Origin of the sequence: Agrobacterium sp. AGB01 (assembly GCF_014851585.1) — a bacterium.
Lineage (GTDB): Bacteria > Pseudomonadota > Alphaproteobacteria > Rhizobiales > Rhizobiaceae > Agrobacterium.
Genome location: NZ_JACVAB010000007.1, coordinates 295,575 through 315,262, shown reverse-complemented (window position 1 = coordinate 315,262; position 19,688 = coordinate 295,575). Strand labels below are relative to the sequence as shown.

The 19,688-nt window shown below is 55.4% G+C and carries 19 protein-coding genes; 11 read left to right on the top strand and 8 right to left on the bottom strand.

Annotated elements, in window-relative coordinates; translation table 11 throughout:
- The first annotated feature begins 434 nt into the window (after positions 1-434).
- Positions 435-1,019, top strand: coding sequence for a TetR/AcrR family transcriptional regulator (locus tag IB237_RS22290; RefSeq protein WP_192490916.1), 585 nt, complete (start codon positions 435-437; stop codon positions 1,017-1,019).
- Between the two features lie 133 nt (positions 1,020-1,152).
- Positions 1,153-1,638, top strand: a complete 486-nt coding sequence (locus IB237_RS22285) for a hypothetical protein (RefSeq protein ID WP_192490915.1) — start codon at positions 1,153-1,155, stop codon at positions 1,636-1,638.
- Between the two features lie 25 nt (positions 1,639-1,663).
- Here IB237_RS22285 and IB237_RS22280 read toward each other — a convergent pair whose 3' ends face one another.
- Complete coding sequence (locus IB237_RS22280; RefSeq protein WP_371815383.1) at positions 1,664-2,554, bottom strand: LysR substrate-binding domain-containing protein; 891 nt, start codon at positions 2,552-2,554, stop codon at positions 1,664-1,666.
- 129 nt (positions 2,555-2,683) lie between these two features.
- On the opposite strand from IB237_RS22280, the gene IB237_RS22275 reads away from it, so the two are divergent.
- Positions 2,684-3,550, top strand: a complete 867-nt coding sequence (locus IB237_RS22275; protein WP_192490913.1) for an aldo/keto reductase family oxidoreductase — start codon at positions 2,684-2,686, stop codon at positions 3,548-3,550.
- A gap of 170 nt (positions 3,551-3,720) precedes the next feature.
- Here IB237_RS22275 and folD read toward each other — a convergent pair whose 3' ends face one another.
- Genes folD through IB237_RS22250 form a run of 5 tightly spaced genes read right to left on the bottom strand, consistent with a single transcriptional unit; the run spans position 3,721 to position 7,746 of the window.
- The gene (gene folD / locus IB237_RS22270; protein ID WP_210324061.1) at positions 3,721-4,656 is read right to left on the bottom strand and encodes a bifunctional methylenetetrahydrofolate dehydrogenase/methenyltetrahydrofolate cyclohydrolase FolD; all 936 of its coding nucleotides are present in this window, start codon (positions 4,654-4,656) and stop codon (positions 3,721-3,723) included.
- A complete protein-coding gene (locus tag IB237_RS22265; RefSeq protein WP_305852560.1) occupies positions 4,656-5,405 on the bottom strand; it encodes an amino acid ABC transporter ATP-binding protein in 750 nt (249 codons plus the stop codon). Before IB237_RS22265 ends, folD begins: the two co-directional genes overlap by 1 nt.
- A gap of 9 nt (positions 5,406-5,414) precedes the next feature.
- Complete coding sequence (locus IB237_RS22260; RefSeq protein WP_192490911.1) at positions 5,415-6,101, bottom strand: amino acid ABC transporter permease; 687 nt, start codon at positions 6,099-6,101, stop codon at positions 5,415-5,417.
- Positions 6,098-6,856, bottom strand: a complete 759-nt coding sequence (locus IB237_RS22255) for an amino acid ABC transporter permease (RefSeq protein WP_210324060.1) — start codon at positions 6,854-6,856, stop codon at positions 6,098-6,100. Before IB237_RS22255 ends, IB237_RS22260 begins: the two co-directional genes overlap by 4 nt.
- Positions 6,857-6,915: 59 nt before the next feature.
- On the bottom strand, positions 6,916-7,746 hold the full coding sequence (locus tag IB237_RS22250; protein ID WP_192490910.1) for a transporter substrate-binding domain-containing protein: 831 nt from the start codon (positions 7,744-7,746) through the stop codon (positions 6,916-6,918).
- A 185-nt stretch (positions 7,747-7,931) separates the two neighbouring features.
- Between IB237_RS22250 and IB237_RS22245 the strand changes: the two genes are divergently transcribed.
- Positions 7,932-8,933, top strand: coding sequence for a LysR family transcriptional regulator (locus IB237_RS22245; protein ID WP_192490909.1), 1,002 nt, complete (start codon positions 7,932-7,934; stop codon positions 8,931-8,933).
- Here the strand turns inward: IB237_RS22245 and IB237_RS22240 are convergent.
- A complete protein-coding gene (locus IB237_RS22240) occupies positions 8,921-9,901 on the bottom strand; it encodes an asparaginase (RefSeq protein ID WP_192490908.1) in 981 nt (326 codons plus the stop codon). The two genes, IB237_RS22245 and IB237_RS22240, sit on opposite strands and share 13 nt — an antisense overlap.
- Before the next feature lie 185 nt (positions 9,902-10,086).
- Here IB237_RS22240 and IB237_RS22235 point away from each other — a divergent pair, with 185 nt between their 5' ends.
- The 6 genes from IB237_RS22235 to purU are packed head-to-tail and all read left to right on the top strand — an operon-like array spanning position 10,087 to position 17,423.
- Entirely contained in the window at positions 10,087-11,487 is a 1,401-nt protein-coding gene (locus tag IB237_RS22235; protein ID WP_192490907.1) for an aspartate ammonia-lyase, read from the top strand.
- Complete coding sequence (locus IB237_RS22230) at positions 11,484-12,740, top strand: sarcosine oxidase subunit beta family protein (protein ID WP_192490906.1); 1,257 nt, start codon at positions 11,484-11,486, stop codon at positions 12,738-12,740. The genes IB237_RS22235 and IB237_RS22230 overlap by 4 nt, the downstream gene beginning before the upstream one ends.
- Positions 12,741-12,749: 9 nt before the next feature.
- Positions 12,750-13,016 carry a sarcosine oxidase subunit delta gene (locus IB237_RS22225; protein WP_192490905.1) on the top strand — a complete coding sequence of 89 codons (267 nt, stop codon included), beginning with the start codon at positions 12,750-12,752 and terminating at the stop codon, positions 13,014-13,016.
- Entirely contained in the window at positions 13,013-15,973 is a 2,961-nt protein-coding gene (locus IB237_RS22220) for a sarcosine oxidase subunit alpha family protein (protein WP_192490904.1), read from the top strand. Before IB237_RS22225 ends, IB237_RS22220 begins: the two co-directional genes overlap by 4 nt.
- The gene (locus tag IB237_RS22215; protein WP_192490903.1) at positions 15,966-16,499 is read left to right on the top strand and encodes a sarcosine oxidase subunit gamma; all 534 of its coding nucleotides are present in this window, start codon (positions 15,966-15,968) and stop codon (positions 16,497-16,499) included. Before IB237_RS22220 ends, IB237_RS22215 begins: the two co-directional genes overlap by 8 nt.
- Positions 16,500-16,538: 39 nt before the next feature.
- Positions 16,539-17,423, top strand: a complete 885-nt coding sequence (gene purU, locus IB237_RS22210) for a formyltetrahydrofolate deformylase (RefSeq protein WP_192490902.1) — start codon at positions 16,539-16,541, stop codon at positions 17,421-17,423.
- Between the two features lie 36 nt (positions 17,424-17,459).
- Here the strand turns inward: purU and IB237_RS22205 are convergent, their stop codons facing one another.
- The gene (locus tag IB237_RS22205; RefSeq protein WP_192490901.1) at positions 17,460-18,404 is read right to left on the bottom strand and encodes a LysR family transcriptional regulator; all 945 of its coding nucleotides are present in this window, start codon (positions 18,402-18,404) and stop codon (positions 17,460-17,462) included.
- 245 nt (positions 18,405-18,649) lie between these two features.
- Between IB237_RS22205 and IB237_RS22200 the strand changes: the two genes are divergently transcribed.
- Entirely contained in the window at positions 18,650-19,636 is a 987-nt protein-coding gene (locus tag IB237_RS22200) for a tripartite tricarboxylate transporter substrate binding protein (RefSeq protein WP_246788190.1), read from the top strand.
- Positions 19,637-19,688 lie beyond the last annotated feature (52 nt).

The following is a 19,688-nucleotide window of genomic DNA, read 5'->3' as shown; positions in this document are numbered from 1 at the left end:
CGCCAACAGCTCCCCAATGCGGAAGTCAAAGCCTGGAAAAACCGCCGGCGACAAAACGATCAATAACCAATGGTAGACACGCCGCAAGAAAATCAAGGCGACGCCCGCAAAACATGCTCGCTCAGAAGCAACTCGGGGGAAGGCGACAATAAGGCCAGGTCGCAACCATCAAAGCAGACCACGACAGTTGGCCTAACTGGCCGACGATAGGTTCGTCCATTCGCCTCGATCGATGGGGCGTGGTGTGTTGCAGACATCCTTTATCCTTTCCGTCCTGTGTCCGAAGCGGCCGAATGACTCGACCTCAGCACCTGGATTAGAGGCAACACTCACAAGGATAAATTTACATTATCTCCACGTGCCTGTCAGTCGTTCGGACAAACACCGTGTTTCGACGAATTGACAACAAATCTACTAGTAGGTAGGTGTTGCTCATGACCAATGTTGTTTCCACATACGATCACATCCTCGACTGCGCACAAAACCTCATCGTGTCAGGCGGCTACAATGGTTTCAGCTATGCGGATATTTCCGACATCGTCGGTATTCGCAAAGCGAGTATCCACCATCATTTTCCAAGCAAAGTCGATCTGGTTCAAACACTTGTCAGTCGATACCGACGGGATGCCGAAACCGGCATCGCGCAGATCGAGCGCAACGTGACCAACCCTATCGAGCAACTGCGCACCTATAGCGACCATTGGGCGACATGCATAAGTGATGGCAGTCGGCCATTTTGCGTTTGTGCCCTGTTGGCAGGTGAACTGCCGCTGCTGCCGCCCGAAGTCGCCGTTGAAGTCAAAGCATATTTTCGAGTTCTGTCAGGGTGGATGGCTCGGGCATTCGATTGCGCATCGCAACAGGGTATAATCGATATTTCGCGGACACCTGAGGTGGAGGCGGAGCTATTTATGGCCACTGTCCATGGTGCCATGCTGTCCGCGCGCGCCTATGGCGACGCGAAGAAATTCTCAATGATCATGTCAGCGACGTTTGACGCATTGAAACCAAAACAATGACCCCAAAACGGAAGTGCCCGAGGAACTAGCCGGCAAATTCTCTCAATCGCCGACCAATTAGTAGGATGGTAAATTTCAAATCCGGGAAACCGCCTTGGCAAATGGGCGTGAAATCAGATCGAAAGGACCTGAAATGTTTGGAATAACACCACTGGGTTGGCTCCACACTCTGGGCAGCCTCCCAGCAATACCCGCTGCGGCTTACATGATTTTTCGCTTTGGGCGCATCAAGCCAGACAGTCTTGCCGGACGCATTTATTTCATCTGTATGCTGATCGGCAGCCTGACGATTTTCCTCGTGGCGAAGGCGCCCGTCAGTCCGGTCATTGCGATCGTTACCCTGCTGTGTCTGATCGGCGGCTACACCGTGCATCGGCTGAGTATTCTGGGCCGTCTGCAAAAGTATCTTGAGACATTCCTGTTGAGCCTTTCGGTATTTCTGCTCATGGTGCCTTCAGTCTCCGAGACCCTGCGGCGAGTGCCAGACGGACACCCGATTGCGGCCGATCCGGATTCGATCATTTTGAAAGTCGCTCTTGGAACAGTGGCAGCAATCTTTGTCGTTGGGCTCGTCACACAGTTCGTTTATCTGGCGCGGTACGCCAACAGGGTGCGTTGAAGAAACAATTGTGTTTTGCGGGATATCATCGCGGCATTGCCTTGACGAAATCAATAAAGGCTCGCAGTGGAGATGGAACAAGACGACGGCCCGGATAGTAGAGAAACGGGCCAGAAAAGCTCAGCCACCAGTCTTCCATGATTGGTAAAAGCGTTTTGTCCTCGAAGTGTGGTCTCAGCCAGTCTTCAAACAGATACATGATGCCAAGGCCAGCTTTTGCAGCTTCAATGCCAAGATCGGTGGCGCCACCGGACTGCACGATCAGATTGCCACTAGGCTCGATTATCAGCTCCTTTCCATCGTGCTCAAACTCCCAGGCAGGTATGGCGCGGTCTGAAAAGCGCCCTCGGATGCAATCATGCGACAGAAGGTCGTGCGGGGTTTGGGGTGTGCCGCGTGCTGCAAGATAGGCGGGTGATGCTGCGAGGGCATAACGCTGCACACGCGGGCCGATCGGCACGGCAATCATGTCCTGTTCCAGCCGCTCATCGTACCGGATGCCGGCGTCATAACCGCCTTCAATGATGTCAACGAAGCTCTCCTCTGTGACGATCTCCAGCCTGATGTCCGGATAGGTGGCCAGAAAAGCCGGCACAATGCGTGGTAGAACGAGCCTGGCAGCGCTGGCTGGGACATTAAGCTTCAACGAACCGGCCGGGCGGTCTCCGTGGCTGGTTGCCTGATCAAGTGCAGATGTAATTTCGGAAAAGGCAGGTCCCAAACGTTCCATCAGCGTGCGCCCGGCCTCGGTTGGCAACACGCTGCGTGTTGTGCGGTTGAGTAACCGCACTCCGAGTTCAGCTTCAAGCCGCTTGACGGCATCGCTTAGGGAGGATGAACTCGTTCCGCTGACACGCGATGCCTCACGAAAGCCTTTCGCACGTGCGACCAGTAGGAAAGCCTCAACATCGGCCATTTCTCGCATCCGGCTCTCCTGTTTCTGACTGCTGATTGTCCGGCTATGCGGACAGCATGTCCGGATTTTAGTGGATTGTGACCTCTATGTCAGGCGCTTACTTTGGAACTTGAAACAGGAGACAAAGCCATGACTTCAATTGGAAAATCCGGTACCTTTATCCTCGGTGGGCGCTCAGTAAACCGGCTCGGTTACGGCGCAATGCAGCTTGCGGGCAAGGGTGTGTTCGGTCCGCCTCGCGATCGTGCGGAAGCCATTGCCGTTTTGCGAGAGGCGATCGAAAGCGGTGTCAATCACATTGACACAAGCGACTTTTACGGACCGCACATCACCAACCAAATTATTCGTGAAGCGCTTCATCCCTATGGCGATGACCTTGTGATCGTCACGAAGATCGGCGCGAAGCGTGGCGCAGACGCCTCTTGGAACCCGGCCTTTTCGCGGGAAGATCTGACACAGGCGGTGCATGACAACCTTCGCAATCTCGCTCTGGACGTTCTGGATGTGGTTAATCTGCGCGCCATGTTCGATGTCCATGGTCCTGCGGAAGGCTCTCTTGATGAACCGCTCGAAGTGCTGGCAGATCTGAAACGCGAGGGCCTGATCCGAAATATTGGCTTGTCCAATGTCACCGCAAAACAGATCGATGACGGAAAAAAGATCACCGATATTGTCTGCGTTCAGAACCAGTACAATCTGGCCCATCGTGGGGATGATGCGTTGATTGAAAAGCTTGGCGCAGAAGGAATTGCCTATGTGCCGTTCTTTCCGCTCGGTGGCTTTTCGCCACTGCAATCTGCAGCCTTGTCGGATGTTGCGGCTCGGATCGACGCGACACCATTGCAAGTGGCTCTCGCCTGGCTTCTTCAGCGCTCCCAAAACATTCTGTTGATCCCCGGCACATCCTCGCGAGTTCATCTGAGGGAGAATCTCGCGGCAGAGAACGTCGAGCTTCCTGGCGATGCTCTCGCTGAACTGGAAAAAATGGCTGCCTGAAAAGGGCATGCAACAAAACCGGGCAGCATGGTATAAACGGCATAAACCGTATTTATGCTGCCTGGTTCGGAACCGAACATTACGGTAACAGAACTTTAACTTACGAGCTGGCCTATCGTCGAAGCAATCGCGTTCTCAGTTACTTCAAAACGTAATCCGAAACGCTCAAATCAGCTGGCTTTTTTGAACTCCTGAATTACGCCGATGCCATTGACCAATTCAAGGCCAGAATTGGCAGGTTCAGGCATACCCTTCGAACGGCAAAATGCCGTCAGTGTGTTTAACAGCAGGCAGGCGATCGTCATCGGACCAACGCCGCCCGGGACCGGGGTGATGGCGCCCGCGACTTCCGATGCGGACGTAAAATCAACATCACCAACAAGGGTTGGTTTGCCATTGCGTTCGATGCGGTTGATGCCAACATCGATCACAGTCGCGCCGGGTTTGATCCAGGTGCCGGGGATCATCTCGGGTTTGCCGACGGCCATCACCAGAATATCGGCGCGTCGGCAATGTTCCTCAAGATTTTCACTGTAGCGATGGGCAATGGTGACGGTGCAATCATCGGCCAGAAGCAGTTGCGCCATCGGTTTTCCAACGATGTTCGAGCGACCAACCACCAGTGCGTTTTTTCCTGTCAACGAACCGAACTGCTCGCGCAGCAGCATCATGCAGCCCAAGGGAGTGCAGGGCAGCATGGCCGGCTGGCCGGTTCCCAGCATGCCGACATTTGACACATGGAAACCATCGACATCCTTGCGCGGATCAATCGCGTTTATCACGCGTTCGGCACTGATATGCGCGGGCAGCGGCAGTTGAACAAGAATGCCATGGACGTCTTCATTTGCGTTCAGTTCTGCGATCAGTCCCAGTAGCTCTGCCTCCGATATGGTGGCATCAAGCGTATGCTTGAACGACGCCATGCCGGCTTCAATCGTCTGGCGCGCCTTGTTGCGCACATAGACTTCGGAGGCTGGATCCTGCCCCAACAATATGGTTGCCAAACCCGGCACAATACCGTTCTCGGTTTTGATGACTGCAACCTGCTGGCCTATAAATTCACGCAGCCACTGCGCGAACAATTTCCCATCAATGATCCTCGACATCACAGCACCTTGGACAAGAATTCTTTAGTGCGTGGATCGCTGGCCTTGGTGAAAAAATCTGCCGGTGGTGCATGTTCGACAATCACGCCCTTGTCAGTGAAATAGACATGATCTGCTGCCTCGCGGGCAAAGCCCATTTCATGGGTTACAAGGATACATGTCATGCCGTCTTCTGCGACTTTGCGAACGGCCGAGAGCACTTCCTTGACCATTTCCGGATCAAGCGCCGCCGTCACTTCATCGAACAGGATGACCTCTGGCTCCATGCAAAGTGCGCGGGCGATTGCCACACGTTGCTGCTGACCTCCGGAAAGTTCGCCGGGGTAGGCCGCCGCCTTGTCGGGCAGGCGCATTTCGGACAAGAGCCTGCGGGCGCGTTCTTCCACCTGTTTGCGCGGCTGCTTGAGCACCTGGATTGGTGCCATGGCAACATTTTCCAGAACGGTCTTGTGCGGAAACAGATTGTATTGCTGGAACACCATGCCAACGCGATGACGCAACTTGACCTGATCGAGCTTCGGGTCACTAACATTGATGTCGCCAACCTGGATGGTGCCTTCATTGATGGGTGTCAGCCCATTGATGGTCCGCAGGATCGTTGACTTGCCGGAACCGGATGGGCCGATAATCGCCACGACCTCGCCCTTGCGAATATCCATGTCGATGCCACGAAGTACCTCAAACGTGCCGAAGGATTTGCGGACGCCACGAAGAGAAATCAATGGCTTCGCATTCGAATTAATAGTCATGTCAGCACCTCATTTTGTGCGGAAGCGGCGTTCGAGCATCAACGACAGTCGATTGATCGGCCATGTGTAGACAAAGAACATCGTCAGAAGAGCAAGATACATCGGGATCAAAACCCGAGAGTCGCTCTGGGCTTGCACAGCTGCCTGGGTACGACCAAGAGCTTCCTCAACACCAACAATCATCGACAGGGGGGTGGCTGTCAGCAGAAGCGCATAGAGGTTCATCCATGGCGGCACCATCCGTGTGATGCATTGGGGCAGGATGATCCTGAACAGTGTTGCGCGGCGGCTGTAACCAAGTGCCTCGGCGGCTTCCCACTGTCCACGTGGCACCGAATTGACGGAACCGCGTACGATTTCGGAAAAATTGGCCGCGACCGGGAAAGAAAAGCCGATGGTTGCTCGCAGCCAGCTCGGCAACTGTATGGTTATGCCTGCAATATTCACCTGATAGGGAATGAGAAATATGCAGTAGAATAACAGAACCAGCCAGGGCGCGTTGCGAAACAGCTGTGTGGCAAGCTTTGATGGCCCCCCGACCGCCATGCTGGGCGACAATTGTCCAAAGCCCAGAAACGTACCGATGGCCGTTCCTATGGCGATTGCCATCAGGCTCATGAGAATGTTGAGCCCAAAACCTTGCAGAACGAATGGCATCCATTCAAGAATCTGGGGGAGAATGCTGGTCTGGTTCATTGTCCGTCTCCAAGTCCAAAGCCGGGCAGGCGCATGGCGGCTTCGACCCTGTTGATGATGACGACGACGGCTCCGGTCAGGATCAGGTAGATCACTAGCATCACATTCATCATTTCGATGGTGTTGAGGGAATCGGACCAGATCTGGTTGGAAACGTAAAGGAGTTCAGCGACACCAACGGCATAGGCGACGGTTGTTGCCTTTGTCAGATCGACCAGATTGTTGGCGAGAGATGCAAAGGAAAAACGCAACGCCAACGGCACGGTGACAGAAAAGAATGCCTGGCGTTTGTTATAACCGAGTGCAAAAGCTGCCTCCTGATAGGAACCATGCACAGCACCCACACCGGCGCGAAACGTCTCGGTGTTGAATGCGCCAGAATAGAGTGAAAGCGAAATCACCGCCCAGCTGAAACTGCCGATCAAGGGTTGGGGCAGACCTATCTCGCTGCGACCCACCGGCATGATGCTGCCGATCGCAAAATAGAAAAAATACATCTGCACGATCAGTGGCGTGTTGCGAAACAGTGCGACGTAACCCCGGATGATTTTTGTCGGCCACCCCGTGGAGAGGGACAGGATTGCGGCGCAGGCCGCACCGATGACGATGGAGAAAAATGCGCTGACCAGGATCAGGAGTAATGTGTTGCCAAGACCGGTGGTAAAACGGTTAAAGTCGAAAGCGTCATAGAAAATCGTGAGATTGATCCCCGATGCCGTCAGATCGCGAAAAAATGTCTGGATTTCTGTAATCACAGCCCAATCCTTAGTGCTGTCCGGAGCATTCGCGCTCCGGACTGTTTACGGTTCAAGGATCAGTTGACGTGATCTTTCAGTGCATCGTGCATTTTGATGAGGAAGGCAGAGTTTGCGATACCATGCTCTTTTTCGAGTGTAAGCAACGTGCCGTCACGGTGCATTTCGGAGATGATGCCGGAAATTGACAGGCCGAACGGAGCAAACTGGTCACTCTGGCGCACCGCCATGCCCCATGGGGTATCTGCCTGGCTCGATAGTGGTTTCTGGTACTCGGCCCATTTCGGGTTGGAAAGACGAACGTTGATCTGGTTGTCGTCTTCAAGCAGGCCAATGCAGCGTCCCTGCGTCATCGCGGCCTCGGTTTCGGCCGTGCCGGCAAAAGCCAGAACCTTCAATTTCAGCTCTTCCTGCGCAGGCTTATTGTACCAGGCACCCTGTACAGCGCATACAGTCTGGTCAGAAAGCTGCGACCACTCTGTTGCCGTGACGGCTTTTGGAAGCAGAAGTGTGTAACCGGATGAATAATAATTCGGGTGAACGAAAGCGACAACTTTGCGTCGTTCAGCGGTATCGGAAGCGGAGGCAATCATCAGATCGATCTGGCCCTGCGCCAGAAATTCGAAACGGTTTGCGGAGGTCACTTTGACAAATTCGGCTTTGACGCCAAGGGTTTCAGCAATTTTTTTGCCGATATCGACTTCCATGCCTTTGAAGCTGCCATCGGAGGCGCGGTAGGACCAAGGCACGTAATCATCTTTGGTGCCGACCTTCAGAACACCTAAGGCTTTGACCTTGCACAAGGTATCATCACCGCAGGACTGTGCCGATGCGGAAAAACCAACGAAAGCGAAGGCTGTTGCCATAAAAATTGCTTTCAGTTTGAACACTTCGTTCCCCTTTTTGAACAGTTTGTTTGCATCACTTTCAAGCATCGGTGTCGTTTGCATTATTGTTGTTGCGACTGGGAAAGCTGATGTGAGTGGAATGTCTCCAATTGCGGCCGTTGCTTCAATGGTGATTTGCGAGTAGTAGTCATATTACTGACAAAGATTAATTCAGGTAAACTAAGCAGATGCCTCTACCGGATTTGCACGCTCTGGAAATTGCTGCAACTGTGATCGAACAAGGCAGCATGAGCGCTGCCGCCGCGCAGTTGGGGATGACCCAATCAGCGGTCTCTCAAGCCATGAAGCGCGCTGAAGCGCAAGTCGAGGTGACGCTTGTTCACCGCGACAGGCGTCCGCTTGTTGCAACGGAGGCGGGGAGGGTGCTGGTGGCTCATATCCGCGAGATTGCCAATCGCGCCGAGCGGGCGATTGAAGAGGTGAGGGCAACGGCAAGGCGGCCCGAACGGCAGGACCTGCGATTGGGCATGGTCGACACCTTTGCCTCATCTGTTGGTCCGGTGCTGATCCGCGACCTGATGGAGGGTGCAATCGCGCTGCGCGTGACAGCCTTCTCAGGCCTTGCACATTCACACACCGACGCTCTGATGCGTCACGAGATCGATGCAGCGATCACCTCGGACCCGATGGACGAGCTGGATGAGATGATGCGTTTCCCGCTTTACCGGGAGCCTTTCGTTCTTGTCGCGCCCGTTGCCTGGGGGGATGCGCTGCGCAACCAGCCGCTCAGGGATTTGTTGTTTGAACACCGGCTCATTCGCTACAGTTCACGTTCGCACATGGGCATGCAGGTCGAGCGTCATCTCAGACGACTGCGCATAGAACACCCGCAGGTGTTGTCTTTCGACACTTCGGACTCGTTGTTGGCAATGGTGGCAGGTGGCGTTGGCGTGGCCATCACCACGCCTCTCTGCCTCGTTCAGGGCGCCATTCACATGCCGGCACTTTCGGTGCTGCCACTGCCAAGCCCCGGATTTTCCCGCGAATTGACACTGGTGACCAGGCGGGGCGAGTTTGACACTTTGGGGCCACGGGTGGCGGAAGCCGCCCGGCAGATGCTGGTAAAGCACACATTGCCACTCATCGTTAGCCACATTCCGTGGCTCGCCGAAACGGCGGGTGAGATGATCTGGAAACCACCGCTTATTGAGGGCGATCAAAGCGAGTGAAACACCTCAGCAATGTCACCGTGACTATAACCAGCGGCCAGGCAAAGTGACAAAAGGATGCGCGCTTTCTGGGGATTGATATCGCCACCGGCAATAATTCCGAGGCTTTGATGGTGCGCGGTATCGACCACCAGCCCCGCACCGGTACGGGACGATTGCACAACAATCACTCCAGCATTCACCGCATCATGTAATGCTGCCGTTTCTGCAGGCGTTGCCATTCCCGGCCCGAAACCTGCTGAAACAATTCCTTTCGCGCTTGCCGCAACAAAGGATTGTATCGCACATCCATCAGCGCCGACATGGCTATAGCTGATATCCACCCGTGGCATCTCACGCAGCAAATCGCGTGCGAAGGTCTCATTTCTGCGTTTGCTTACCTGCCGAAACCTGACTTCGGTTCCATCGACATATCCGATCGGAGCAGCCCAGGGAGACTGAAAGGCACCCAGTCGTAATGTGTGGGTCTTCGTGACCGTTTTCGGGTCGTGGATCTCGTCATTGATGACCACAAATACGCCAGGTCCTGTCGTTGGCGCGATAGCAACACGGATTGCCGCAGCCAGATTGGCATGGGCATCGGTCGAAATTCCCGTCAGTGGCCGCATCGATCCGGTGAGAATGACAGGAATTTTCAGATCCAGAACCAGTGACAGAACCCATGCGGTTTCTTCCAGGCTCGCCGTACCATGGCCGATCACGATGCCGCACAGGCTGCTATCGTCAGCCAGCTGGCAGCAGAGGTCTGCCAGATCTGCCCAGTCACCTGATGTAATTGCCGTGCTGTCGATCTGGCGAAAATTGACCGGGCTGATATCGGCGATCGTTCCCTGAATGGCGATACGCTCGATCAGCGCCGCCGCATCGAGCCGTTGCTGACTGGCGTTATAATCCAGAAGGTCAAACTGGTCTGTGCCAATGGACGCAATCGTCCCGCCAGTACCGATGAATGCGATCTTTGCCAGCATGTGTTGCTCCGCCGTTTGAGTGTGTCTGACATAAAAATCTTCACAGCGGTTTTGCAACGAGTCCACCCATACTATTAGATGAATTAATGCCAATAAGTGAATTAATTTAAGTCTCGCTTATTAGGTTCAAATGGTTCCTGGAGTTTGCGATGCTGCGGCATCACACGAACGGACCTTGGAACCTCATGCCAAATACCAGAACCGACACAGACAGCCTGGGAGCGCGCGAGTTACCCTGCGGAGCATTGTATGGGGTCGCGACGCTGCGTGGACAGGAGAACTTCGATATCTCCTTTCACAAATTGGGTGATGCGCCGGAGCTGCTGAAGGCACTTGCGCAGATCAAGCGGGCTGCCGCTGCGGCCAATCGCGACATTGGCATATTGCCGCGCGATGTGGCGCAGGCGATCGATAAGGCGGCCGAAGAAATCGAATGCGGTTTGCATTCCGATCAGTTCATCGTCGATCTGCTGGAAGGCTCTGGTGGTACGTCGATCAACATGAACGTCAATGAAGTGATCGCCAATCGTGCCTTGCAGATCTTGGGTGATGAACCGGGTAATTATCGCAGCATTCACCCCAATGATCACGTCAATACCGGGCAATCCACCAATGATGTTTTGCCCGCTGCCGTCAAACTGGCGGTCTATGACAAGGCTTCGTCGCTGATTTCGGCGCTTGGTCATCTCGCTGCGTGTCTCGAAGTCAAAGCCACTGAATTTGCGGATATTTTGCGGATAGGGCGGACCTGCATGCAGGCGGCTCAACCCATGCGGCTGGGGCAGGCCTTTGGCGGGTATGCCGCCTCTGTGAGACGTCTGGAAAGCAAGCTGTCGCAAGCGCGCGAGGATATGCTTGTTCTGCCTTTGGGCGGCACGGCAATCGGTACGGGGCTGGGTTCAGCGCCGGGATATCGTTCATCCGTTTACCGGCATTTGAAGGTGATCGTCGGCGCGGATGTGCGCCCCGGCAATGACATGTTCGATGCCATGCAAAATGCCGATGCTTTCGCGCGTGTTTCGTCGGAAATCCGCATCTGTGGAGAGGTCATTGGCAAGATTGCATCAGACCTGATCATCTTGTCATCCGGTCCCAACAGCGGTGTTGGTGAACTGAGGCTACCCTCGGTGCAACCGGGCTCTTCGATCATGCCAGGCAAGGTCAATCCTGTCCTGCCGATGATGATGCAGCAGGTTGCATTTGCCGTGGTCGGCAATGATGCAGCGGTGTCGCTGGCTGCTCTTCAGGGCCAGTTGGAAATCAACCATTTTGAACCGGTCATTGCCTCGCGCCTGTTCGATTCCATCGAGCTGCTGGCCAAATCGTCGCGCATCTTCGCGGATAAATGCATCGCCGGCATAGAAGCTGACGAAGAACAATCGCTCAAAAATCTGATGCAGTCATCGGCGCTGGCCACCGTTTTCGTGCCCAAGCTTGGATACGCCGAGGTGTCCCGCCTTGTTCAGGCATCAGCAATAGAGCGCCGCCCTTTCATAGACCTAGCCATAGAACGCGGCCTGCTGAGCAATGACGAAGTGCTCAAGGTGGTGCGCGAAAGTACCGATTACCGCGAGGAGATCGCATGAGTCATTATTCTGCCCTGTCTATTTTACGCCACGGCCTGAGTGGCAACCGGAACTGGACCCGCGCCTGGCGTGATCCGGCACCGAAGCCAAGCTACGAAGTGATCATCGTCGGCGGCGGCGGTCATGGCCTGGCAACGGCCTATTACCTTGCCAAGGAGCATGGCATCCGCAATGTCGCTGTGATCGAAAAGGGCTGGCTTGGCGGTGGCAATACCGGTCGTAACACCACGATCGTTCGCTCCAACTACATGATGCCCGGCAATACGATGTTCTACGAGCGGTCGATGCAGCTCTGGGAGAACCTGAGCCAGGACCTGAACTACAATGTCATGATCTCGCAGCGTGGCCAGTACAATCTCTGCCACTCTCCGGGGCAGATGGATGCTGCCCGCCGCCGCGGCAACATCATGCGTGCCAATGGTATCGACGCCGAACTGTTCGACCGGGCAGAGGTGATGCGCCGACTGCCCTACCTCGACTATTCGCCCAATGCCCGATTCCCGATCCATGGCGCGATTTACCAGCCACGGGCCGGAACAGCCCGTCACGACGCGGTTGCCTGGGGATTTGCGCGTGGCGCAGACCAGCACGGCGTGGACCTGATCCAGCAATGCGAAGTGACCGGATATATCTGGGATAATGGTACCATTGTCGGTGTGGAGACGACCCGTGGACCAATCCGCGCCAAGAAGGTGGCGCTTGCCGTTGCTGGTCATACCGGCCATCTGGCGGAAAAGGCCGGCCTGCGTTTGCCGATCGAAACCCATGTTCTTCAGGCCTTTGTCACCGAACCGCTGAAGCCGCTGGTCGACAGTGTCATCTCCTTCGGTGCAGCACATTTCTACATCAGCCAGTCCGACAAGGGTGGATTGGTGCTTGGTGGAGATCTCGACGGTTTCAACTCCTATGCCCAGCGCGGCGGCCTGCCCATTGTCGAACATACGCTGCACAGTGCCAAGGCGCTGATGCCGTCGCTGTCGCGACTACGGCTGCTGCGTCATTGGGCCGGGGTCATGGATATGTCGATGGATGGCTCTCCGATCATCGGCAAGATGCCGGTTGAGGGTCTGTGGCTGAATGGCGGCTGGTGCTACGGCGGCTTCAAGGCAACGCCGGCCTCCGGCTACTGCTTTGCCTGGACAATCGCCAAGGGCGAACCGCACCCCGACAACGCCGAATTCACGCTGGAGCGTTTCGAACGCGGCTACCAGATCGACGAAAAGGGCGCAGGCCCTCAACCCAACGCCCATTGAGGTTCCATCATGTTGAGAATTCATTGCCCCGTCTGCGGACTGAGGGACGAAACGGAGTTTACCTATGGTTCCGATGCGACGATCCGCCGGCCTGACATGAATGAGAGCGATCCCAAAGCCTGGCTCGATTATGTGTTCATGCGCGATAATCCGCGTGGTCCACATAAGGAATATTGGCACCATGTGACCGGCTGCCGCCAATGGGTGGTGGCTGAGCGTGATACGCTGACCCATGAGATTTCGGCAAGCTATCTTGCCCGCGAGGTGTCGGCATGACAGCGCGCAGACTTCCCTCTGGCGGACGCATTGACCGCAGCCGCAAAGTTACCGTGCAGTTTGATGGCAAACCGTTTGCCGCTCACCCCGGCGATAGTCTGGCTTCCGCCCTGCTGGCCGGTGGCCAGAAAATCACCGCACGCAGTTTCAAATATCATCGCCCGCGCGGCCTGATGGCAGCCGGTGTCGAAGAGCCGAATTCCCTTGTTCATTTGCGTGACGGCGCCCGCCACGAACCCAACGCTCAGGCAACGATGGTCGAGGTGTTCGATGGTCTGGTTTCGACTCCACAAAATGCGTGGCCCAGTCTGAATTTCGATATTGGAGCGGTCAACGGCACCCTGTCGCGCTTCTTTGGTGCCGGCTTCTACTACAAGACATTTATCGGTCCATTCGAAGGCACCGGCTTCTGGATGGCCTGCGAAAAAATCATCCGCAATGCCGCTGGCATGGGCAAGGCAACAACGCTTGACGATCCGGATCACTACGAAAAGATCAATGCTTTTTGTGATGTGCTGATCGTGGGGGCGGGCCCGGCCGGACTTGCTGCAGCCTTGGCCGCAGGCCGAAAAGGCGACAAGGTGATGCTGGTTGAACAGGATCACGAACTCGGAGGCTCTTTGCTGAGCGAAGGTACCGGTGGTGAAAGCGATACATGGCTGCGTAACGCCGTTGCCGAGCTTAACGATCTTCCAAATGTTCAGGTACTCAGCCGCACAACGGCGTTTGGTGCCTACGACAGTGATGTCTTTGGTCTGGTTGAACGGTTTCAGGATCATCTGCTGGTGCCGGAAGCGGGCAAACCGCGCCAGCGCTACTGGCTGGTTCGCACCAAACGGTCAATTCTTGCCACTGGCGCCATTGAACGTCCGATGGTTTTTGCCGGCAATGACGTTCCCGGTGTGATGTTGGCATCGGCCGTGCGTAAATATCTCAACCGCTATGCAGTTCTGGCTGGTGAAACTGTTGTCGTCGCGAGCAACAACGACAGCGCCTACTGCACCGCAATTGATCTCGCTAAGGCCGGTGCCAAGGTCATACTTTGTGATCTTCGCCAAACTGTTTCCGATGCATTGTTCAGCCGCGTCAAGGCTGCGGGCGCGGAGCTTCGGCTCGGTTATGGCCTGTTGAAGGCCGAAGGCCGTGGCCAAGTGCGCGGTGCCCGCATCGTGCCTGTCGACACCAATGGTCGGGCCTCTGGTAAGGAGATTGCGGTCAAATGCGATCTGATCGCGACATCCGGCGGTTGGGCTCCGGCACTGCACCTGTGGAGCCAGCGTTTCGGAAAGCCGCAATATCATCAGGAGTTTGATGCGTTTTTGCCGATGCAGAAAACAACCGTCACCAGCGTTGGATCGCTTGTTGCGGCTGTCTCAACCGCTGAAGCGATCACGCAGGGGTACGATGCCGGCGGGAATGCTGGCAAGGTCGATACTTTGGCCGATGGCGGCGATTTCTGGGGCCGCGATCTGCTGCCGACAACAGTCATGACCAAGGCTGATGGTACAACGCCGGGCAAGGCTTTCATCGATTTCCAGCATGATGTGAAGCTTGCCGATATCGATCAGGCGCATCTGGAAGGTTATGTCTCGGTCGAACATCTCAAGCGTTACACAACATCGGGCATGGCTGCCGACCAGGGCAAGACCTCCAACCTCAACGCACTGGCGAGAATGGCAGCGCTCAGAGGCATGGACATTCCCAAGGTCGGAACAACCACCTTCCGCCCTCCCTATACGCCGGTGGCCATTGGCGCGATCGTTGCCCATGATCATGGCCTGCATTTCCGCCCGACGCGCCTGTCGACCATTCACGACTGGCACATGGAAAATGGTGCCGAGATGATTGAGGCGGGGGCGTGGCTTCGTCCCTGGTATTACCCGGCCAAGGGTGAGACATTGCGTGACACCTATATTCGTGAAGCAGCCCATGTGCGTGAACATGTCGGCATTGTCGACGTGTCGACGCTTGGCAAGATTGCCGTGCAGGGCCAGGATGCGGCTGAGTTTCTCAACCGCGTCTACACAAACGGCTTCAAGACATTGCCAATCGGTCGCCTGAGATATGGCGTTATGCTGCGGGAAGACGGTTTTGTCCTCGATGATGGTGCAACGGCGCGTTTGGGCGACAACGACTATTTCATGTCGACGACAACAGCCAACGCGGCCAAGGTTCTGGCACAGGCTGAGTTCCTGCTGCAAACGGCCTGGCGTGATCTGAAGGTGCATGTGACAACCGTGACGGATCAATGGGCAGCCATCGCCATTGCCGGTCCCAACTCGCGAACTGTACTGACGGCACTGACGGGTGCGGATTTGAGCAAGGAGGCTTTGCCGAACAATCACCTGACCTACGTGACGATTGCTGGTGTGCAGTGCCGTCTCCATCGGATGAGCTATTCCGGCGAACTGGCCTATGAAATCTACATCCCTGCCAAATCCGGCCCAACGGTCTGGAACGCGCTGATCGAAGCGGGTGTTCCGCATCATCTCAAACCCTATGGAACCGAGGCGATGGGCGCCCTGCGTATTGAAAAGGGCCATGTGGCCGGTGCCGAGATCGAGGGCCGTACGACCATGAAGGACCTTGGTCTCGAAGGTTTCGCTTCGAGCAAGAAACCCTTCATCGGATCGGTGTTGCGCAAACGTGTGGTGCTGGAGGATGCAACACGCCCGTCGCTGGTTGGTCTGGAAATTGTCGGTAATGAGGGGGCAAGGGCCGGGTCGCTACTGTTCGGATTGAATGCTCCAGCGAAAGGCCATGGCGAAGGCTGGATATCATCAACCACCTATTCGCCGGCTTTGAAAAAGAACATCGCGCTGGCCTTGTTGTCCAAGGGACCAGAACGCATAGGCGAAACCATTCAGGTCGTTGATTTTGTTGGCAACCAAATACTGCGCGCCAAGGTCGTTTCTCCTCACTTCTTCGATCCGGAAGGGCATCGTCAAAATGGCTAAAAAACATAAGCTTCCGCTTGGTGGTCTGACCAGTGACGGGCAAACCGTGTCGGTCTCCGAGATCGCGCTGGGTAACCTCACACAATTGGCGGGATGGGAAACCTTCGCTGGCGCGGCCGACGCGGTGTTAAAGACGCAAGGCCTGTCGCTGCCGGCAGACTATCGTTCTCCGGTCCACACGGCTGGAATGACAGTGTGGCGGATTTCACCGGACCGTGTGCTCCTGCGCTCCGAAACACCGGTTGATATGTCGGTGCCGGAAGATCTTGTGGCACTTGACCTTTCCGATGCACGTGTCTGCTTGATCCTCGAAGGAGAGGGGGCGGCAGGCTTGCTGGGCCGCGTCATCGCCATGGACTTTTCCGAAGCCGCCTTCCCGGCAGGCACCTTCGTACAAACGTCTTTGCACCATGTCGGTGTTCTGGTTGAACGTCTGGAGTGCGACAGGTTTCTGGTCATGGTGCCGACCACCTGGGAGCGGTCATTGACCGACCTGCTCGTTACCCACCTCACTGTTGCGGCCTGATGGCTGTCCCATCCCATCACGACTTCATGGAGTTCCCGCGTGGAGAATTTTGTCCTTACCGTTCAATGCCAGTCCCGTCGCGGGATCGTCGCTGCCATCGCAACCTTTCTGGCGGAGCATGGCTGCAACATCACGGATTCTGCGCAGTTTGATGATCCGCAGACCGAAAACTTCTTTATGCGCATCACATTTCGTTCGGAACTAGGAACGGACCTTCAAACGCTGCGCAGCAGTTTCGAACCGGTTTCCCAGCCTTTCGACATGGCATTTGTTTTCCATGATGCTGCACAGCGCACCAAGGTCTTGCTGATGGTGTCCAATTTTGGCCACTGCCTGAACGACCTGTTGTATCGCTGGAAAATCGGTGCATTGCCGATCGATATTGTCGGTGTGGTGTCCAATCATCTCACCTATCAGAAGCTGATCGTCAACAATGATATCCCGTTCCACCACATAAAGGTTACCAAGGAAAACAAGCCGGAAGCGGAAGCGCGGCTGATGTCGATTGTCGAGGATTCAGGTGCTGAACTGGTGGTGCTGGCGCGCTATATGCAAATCCTGTCGGATGGGGTGTGCAAAAAGATGTCGGGCCGCATCATCAATATTCACCACTCCTTCCTGCCATCCTTCAAGGGTGCCAATCCTTACAAACAGGCATTTGAACGAGGGGTAAAACTGATCGGGGCGACGGCGCACTACGTGACTGCCGATCTGGACGAAGGTCCAATTATCGAACAGGACGTTGCCCGCATCACGCATGCACAATCGCCCGACGACTATGTATCGATTGGTCGCGATGTGGAAGCGCAGGTTCTGGCCAGAGCAGTGCACGCGCATATCCACCAGCGGGTATTCCAGAATGGACACAAAACCGTGGTCTTTCCTGCTAGCCCCGGCAGTTATGCCTCGGAAAGAATGGGGTGATCACGCGCCTATCCAAGTCGTTTTGACAGGGGCGCCTCAAGCTCCCTCAACCTCCGTCGGATAGCCACTGGTCCGGCGAATTTCGGCAACGATTTTCTTGGCGAAATGGCCTGCCGCAGGCGAAAGTTTGCGGTTTTTAAGCCGAATAAGAGACATTGCCCGGCGAATGGTCGGATCTGTAAGGGGGATCGCTCTGGCGTGAAGCAATGGTTGCTTTATCACACGGGTGCTTGGCTGGATGGCTATGCCGAGGCCAGCTTCTGCCATGGCAATAATTGTTTCTGCGTGGATGAACTGGTAGCGGTTGGTTGTCTCCAGACCGTTTTCTTTTAGAACGCGATCGACAATTTTTCGCATGGCGGTTTGGGGAGCCTGCAGCAAAATTGGAAAAGCTGAGATTTCGCGCCATGTGACTGTGTCGTTTGGCGTCGCCATGAAGCGTGGGTGGACGACCGCTACAAGTGGTTCGACAAGGATCGGGGTAAAGTCGAAGGCACTGTCTTCGGTATGTGGTCCGATCGCGAAATCCACCTCCTGTTTTTTCACCGCTTCATAGAGATCGGTCGATGTCAGTTCGCGAATTGTCACCGCGATTTCAGGAAACTGGCTGACAAACTCCGTCAGAATTGGTGGCAAATAGATCGAGGCCAGATGCGATGAACTGGCAAGAGAAAGTTGTCCGCGCTTGAGATCGGCGGCTTCGCGAATTTCGCGAAGGCCGTACAGTATCTCGAAATGGGCCTTGCGCAGGCTGTCGCGCAGCTTTGCGCCTTCTTCGGTCAGTTTGACGCTGCGCGTGGTGCGCTCGAAAAGCTTCACCTGCAACTGATCCTCAAGCTGTCGGATCTGGATGCTGATTGCAGAGTGGGCGCGGTTCAGCTTCTCCCCTGCAAGCCTGAAACTGCCTTCGTGGGCGACGGCGAGGAAGGTCTGAAACAGCCGCAGGTTTATGTCGTTTATCAGTTCCACTGATACGCTCATTGGTTATTTCAAAAGACCAATTGGTATCATTAATATACTTGCTTCGCCATCCCCCTCAGTCCAGTCTGGTCTCGTCGCAATCGGGTAGGGATTGTCGGCGGCTATGGGAGGCCAAATCGAAAAATTCGATGTGAGAGCGCCGCCATACAGGGCGGTAGACTGTTGCATTCGAAAATCGATCACGCGAGGCTGGAGGACGCTGGATTGGCATGTCCTCCGGTTGTCAGTTTTTGGGAGGAAGATTTATGGAAAGACATGACACCCGCAGGGGAATGAAGCGTCGTTTGCTGCTGGCCGGTGGAGCGGCCTTGTTTGCAATGCAGCCGATGCTGGGCGCTGTGGCGCAGGCCGATGATTATCCAAGCAATACCATGAACTATATCGTCGCCTTCGGTGTCGGCGGTGGTAGCGACATCATCGCACGTACCATGGTCAAGGTCATCGACGAAAAAAAACTAATCCCGGTCAAGATGCTGGTTGAGAACCGTCCCGGTGGCTCAGGTGCCATCGGCTATTCCTTCATTAACAACCAGAAGGGTGACCCATATTATCTCGGTGGCGTCGGCGTCAGCTTTTTCACCACGCCGCTGCTCGGCAAAATGCCACTGAGTTACCGCGATTTTACGCCGCTCGCCGCAATCGCCCGCTCGCCCTACATCCTGGCAGTCACGGCCGACTCTGACATTAAGTCGATCAATGATATCAAAAAGGCAACCGGTCTTACGATCGGCACGGCGGGTGCAGTATCCGATCCGGCATTGCTCTCGCACATGCTCAACAAGGAAACCGGCGCTTCCATCAAAGTCGTTCCGTACGATGGAGAAGGCGAGGTCATGGCTGCCGTTCTCGGCAAGCACCTTGACCTGCTTTTCGGTAACCCGAATGAAATCCTCGAGCAGGTCAATGCAGGTACGATGCGTGCACTCGCTGTCACATCGGCTGAGCGCATGAGTTCGCTGCCGGACGTGCCGAGCCTCTCTGAGCTTGGTTACGATATTGTCCATACGCAGCTACGCGGCATCATCATGCCAAAGGATGTACCGGCGGAAGCCGTCAAATATTGGGAAGGTGTGTTGAAGACGGTTGCGGAAAGCCCGGAGTGGCGCACGCAATATGTCGATCGCTTCAACGAGATTCCGATCTTTCTCGACAGTAAGGGTTTTGAGGCGGAGGTCATTGCGACCTCCGCACGTTATGAAACGCTGATGCGCGAACTTGGTCTTATCAAGTAATGCAACGACCCCCGCCACGCGGGGGTCCCCCATCGCGGCCTGCCAATGCCCT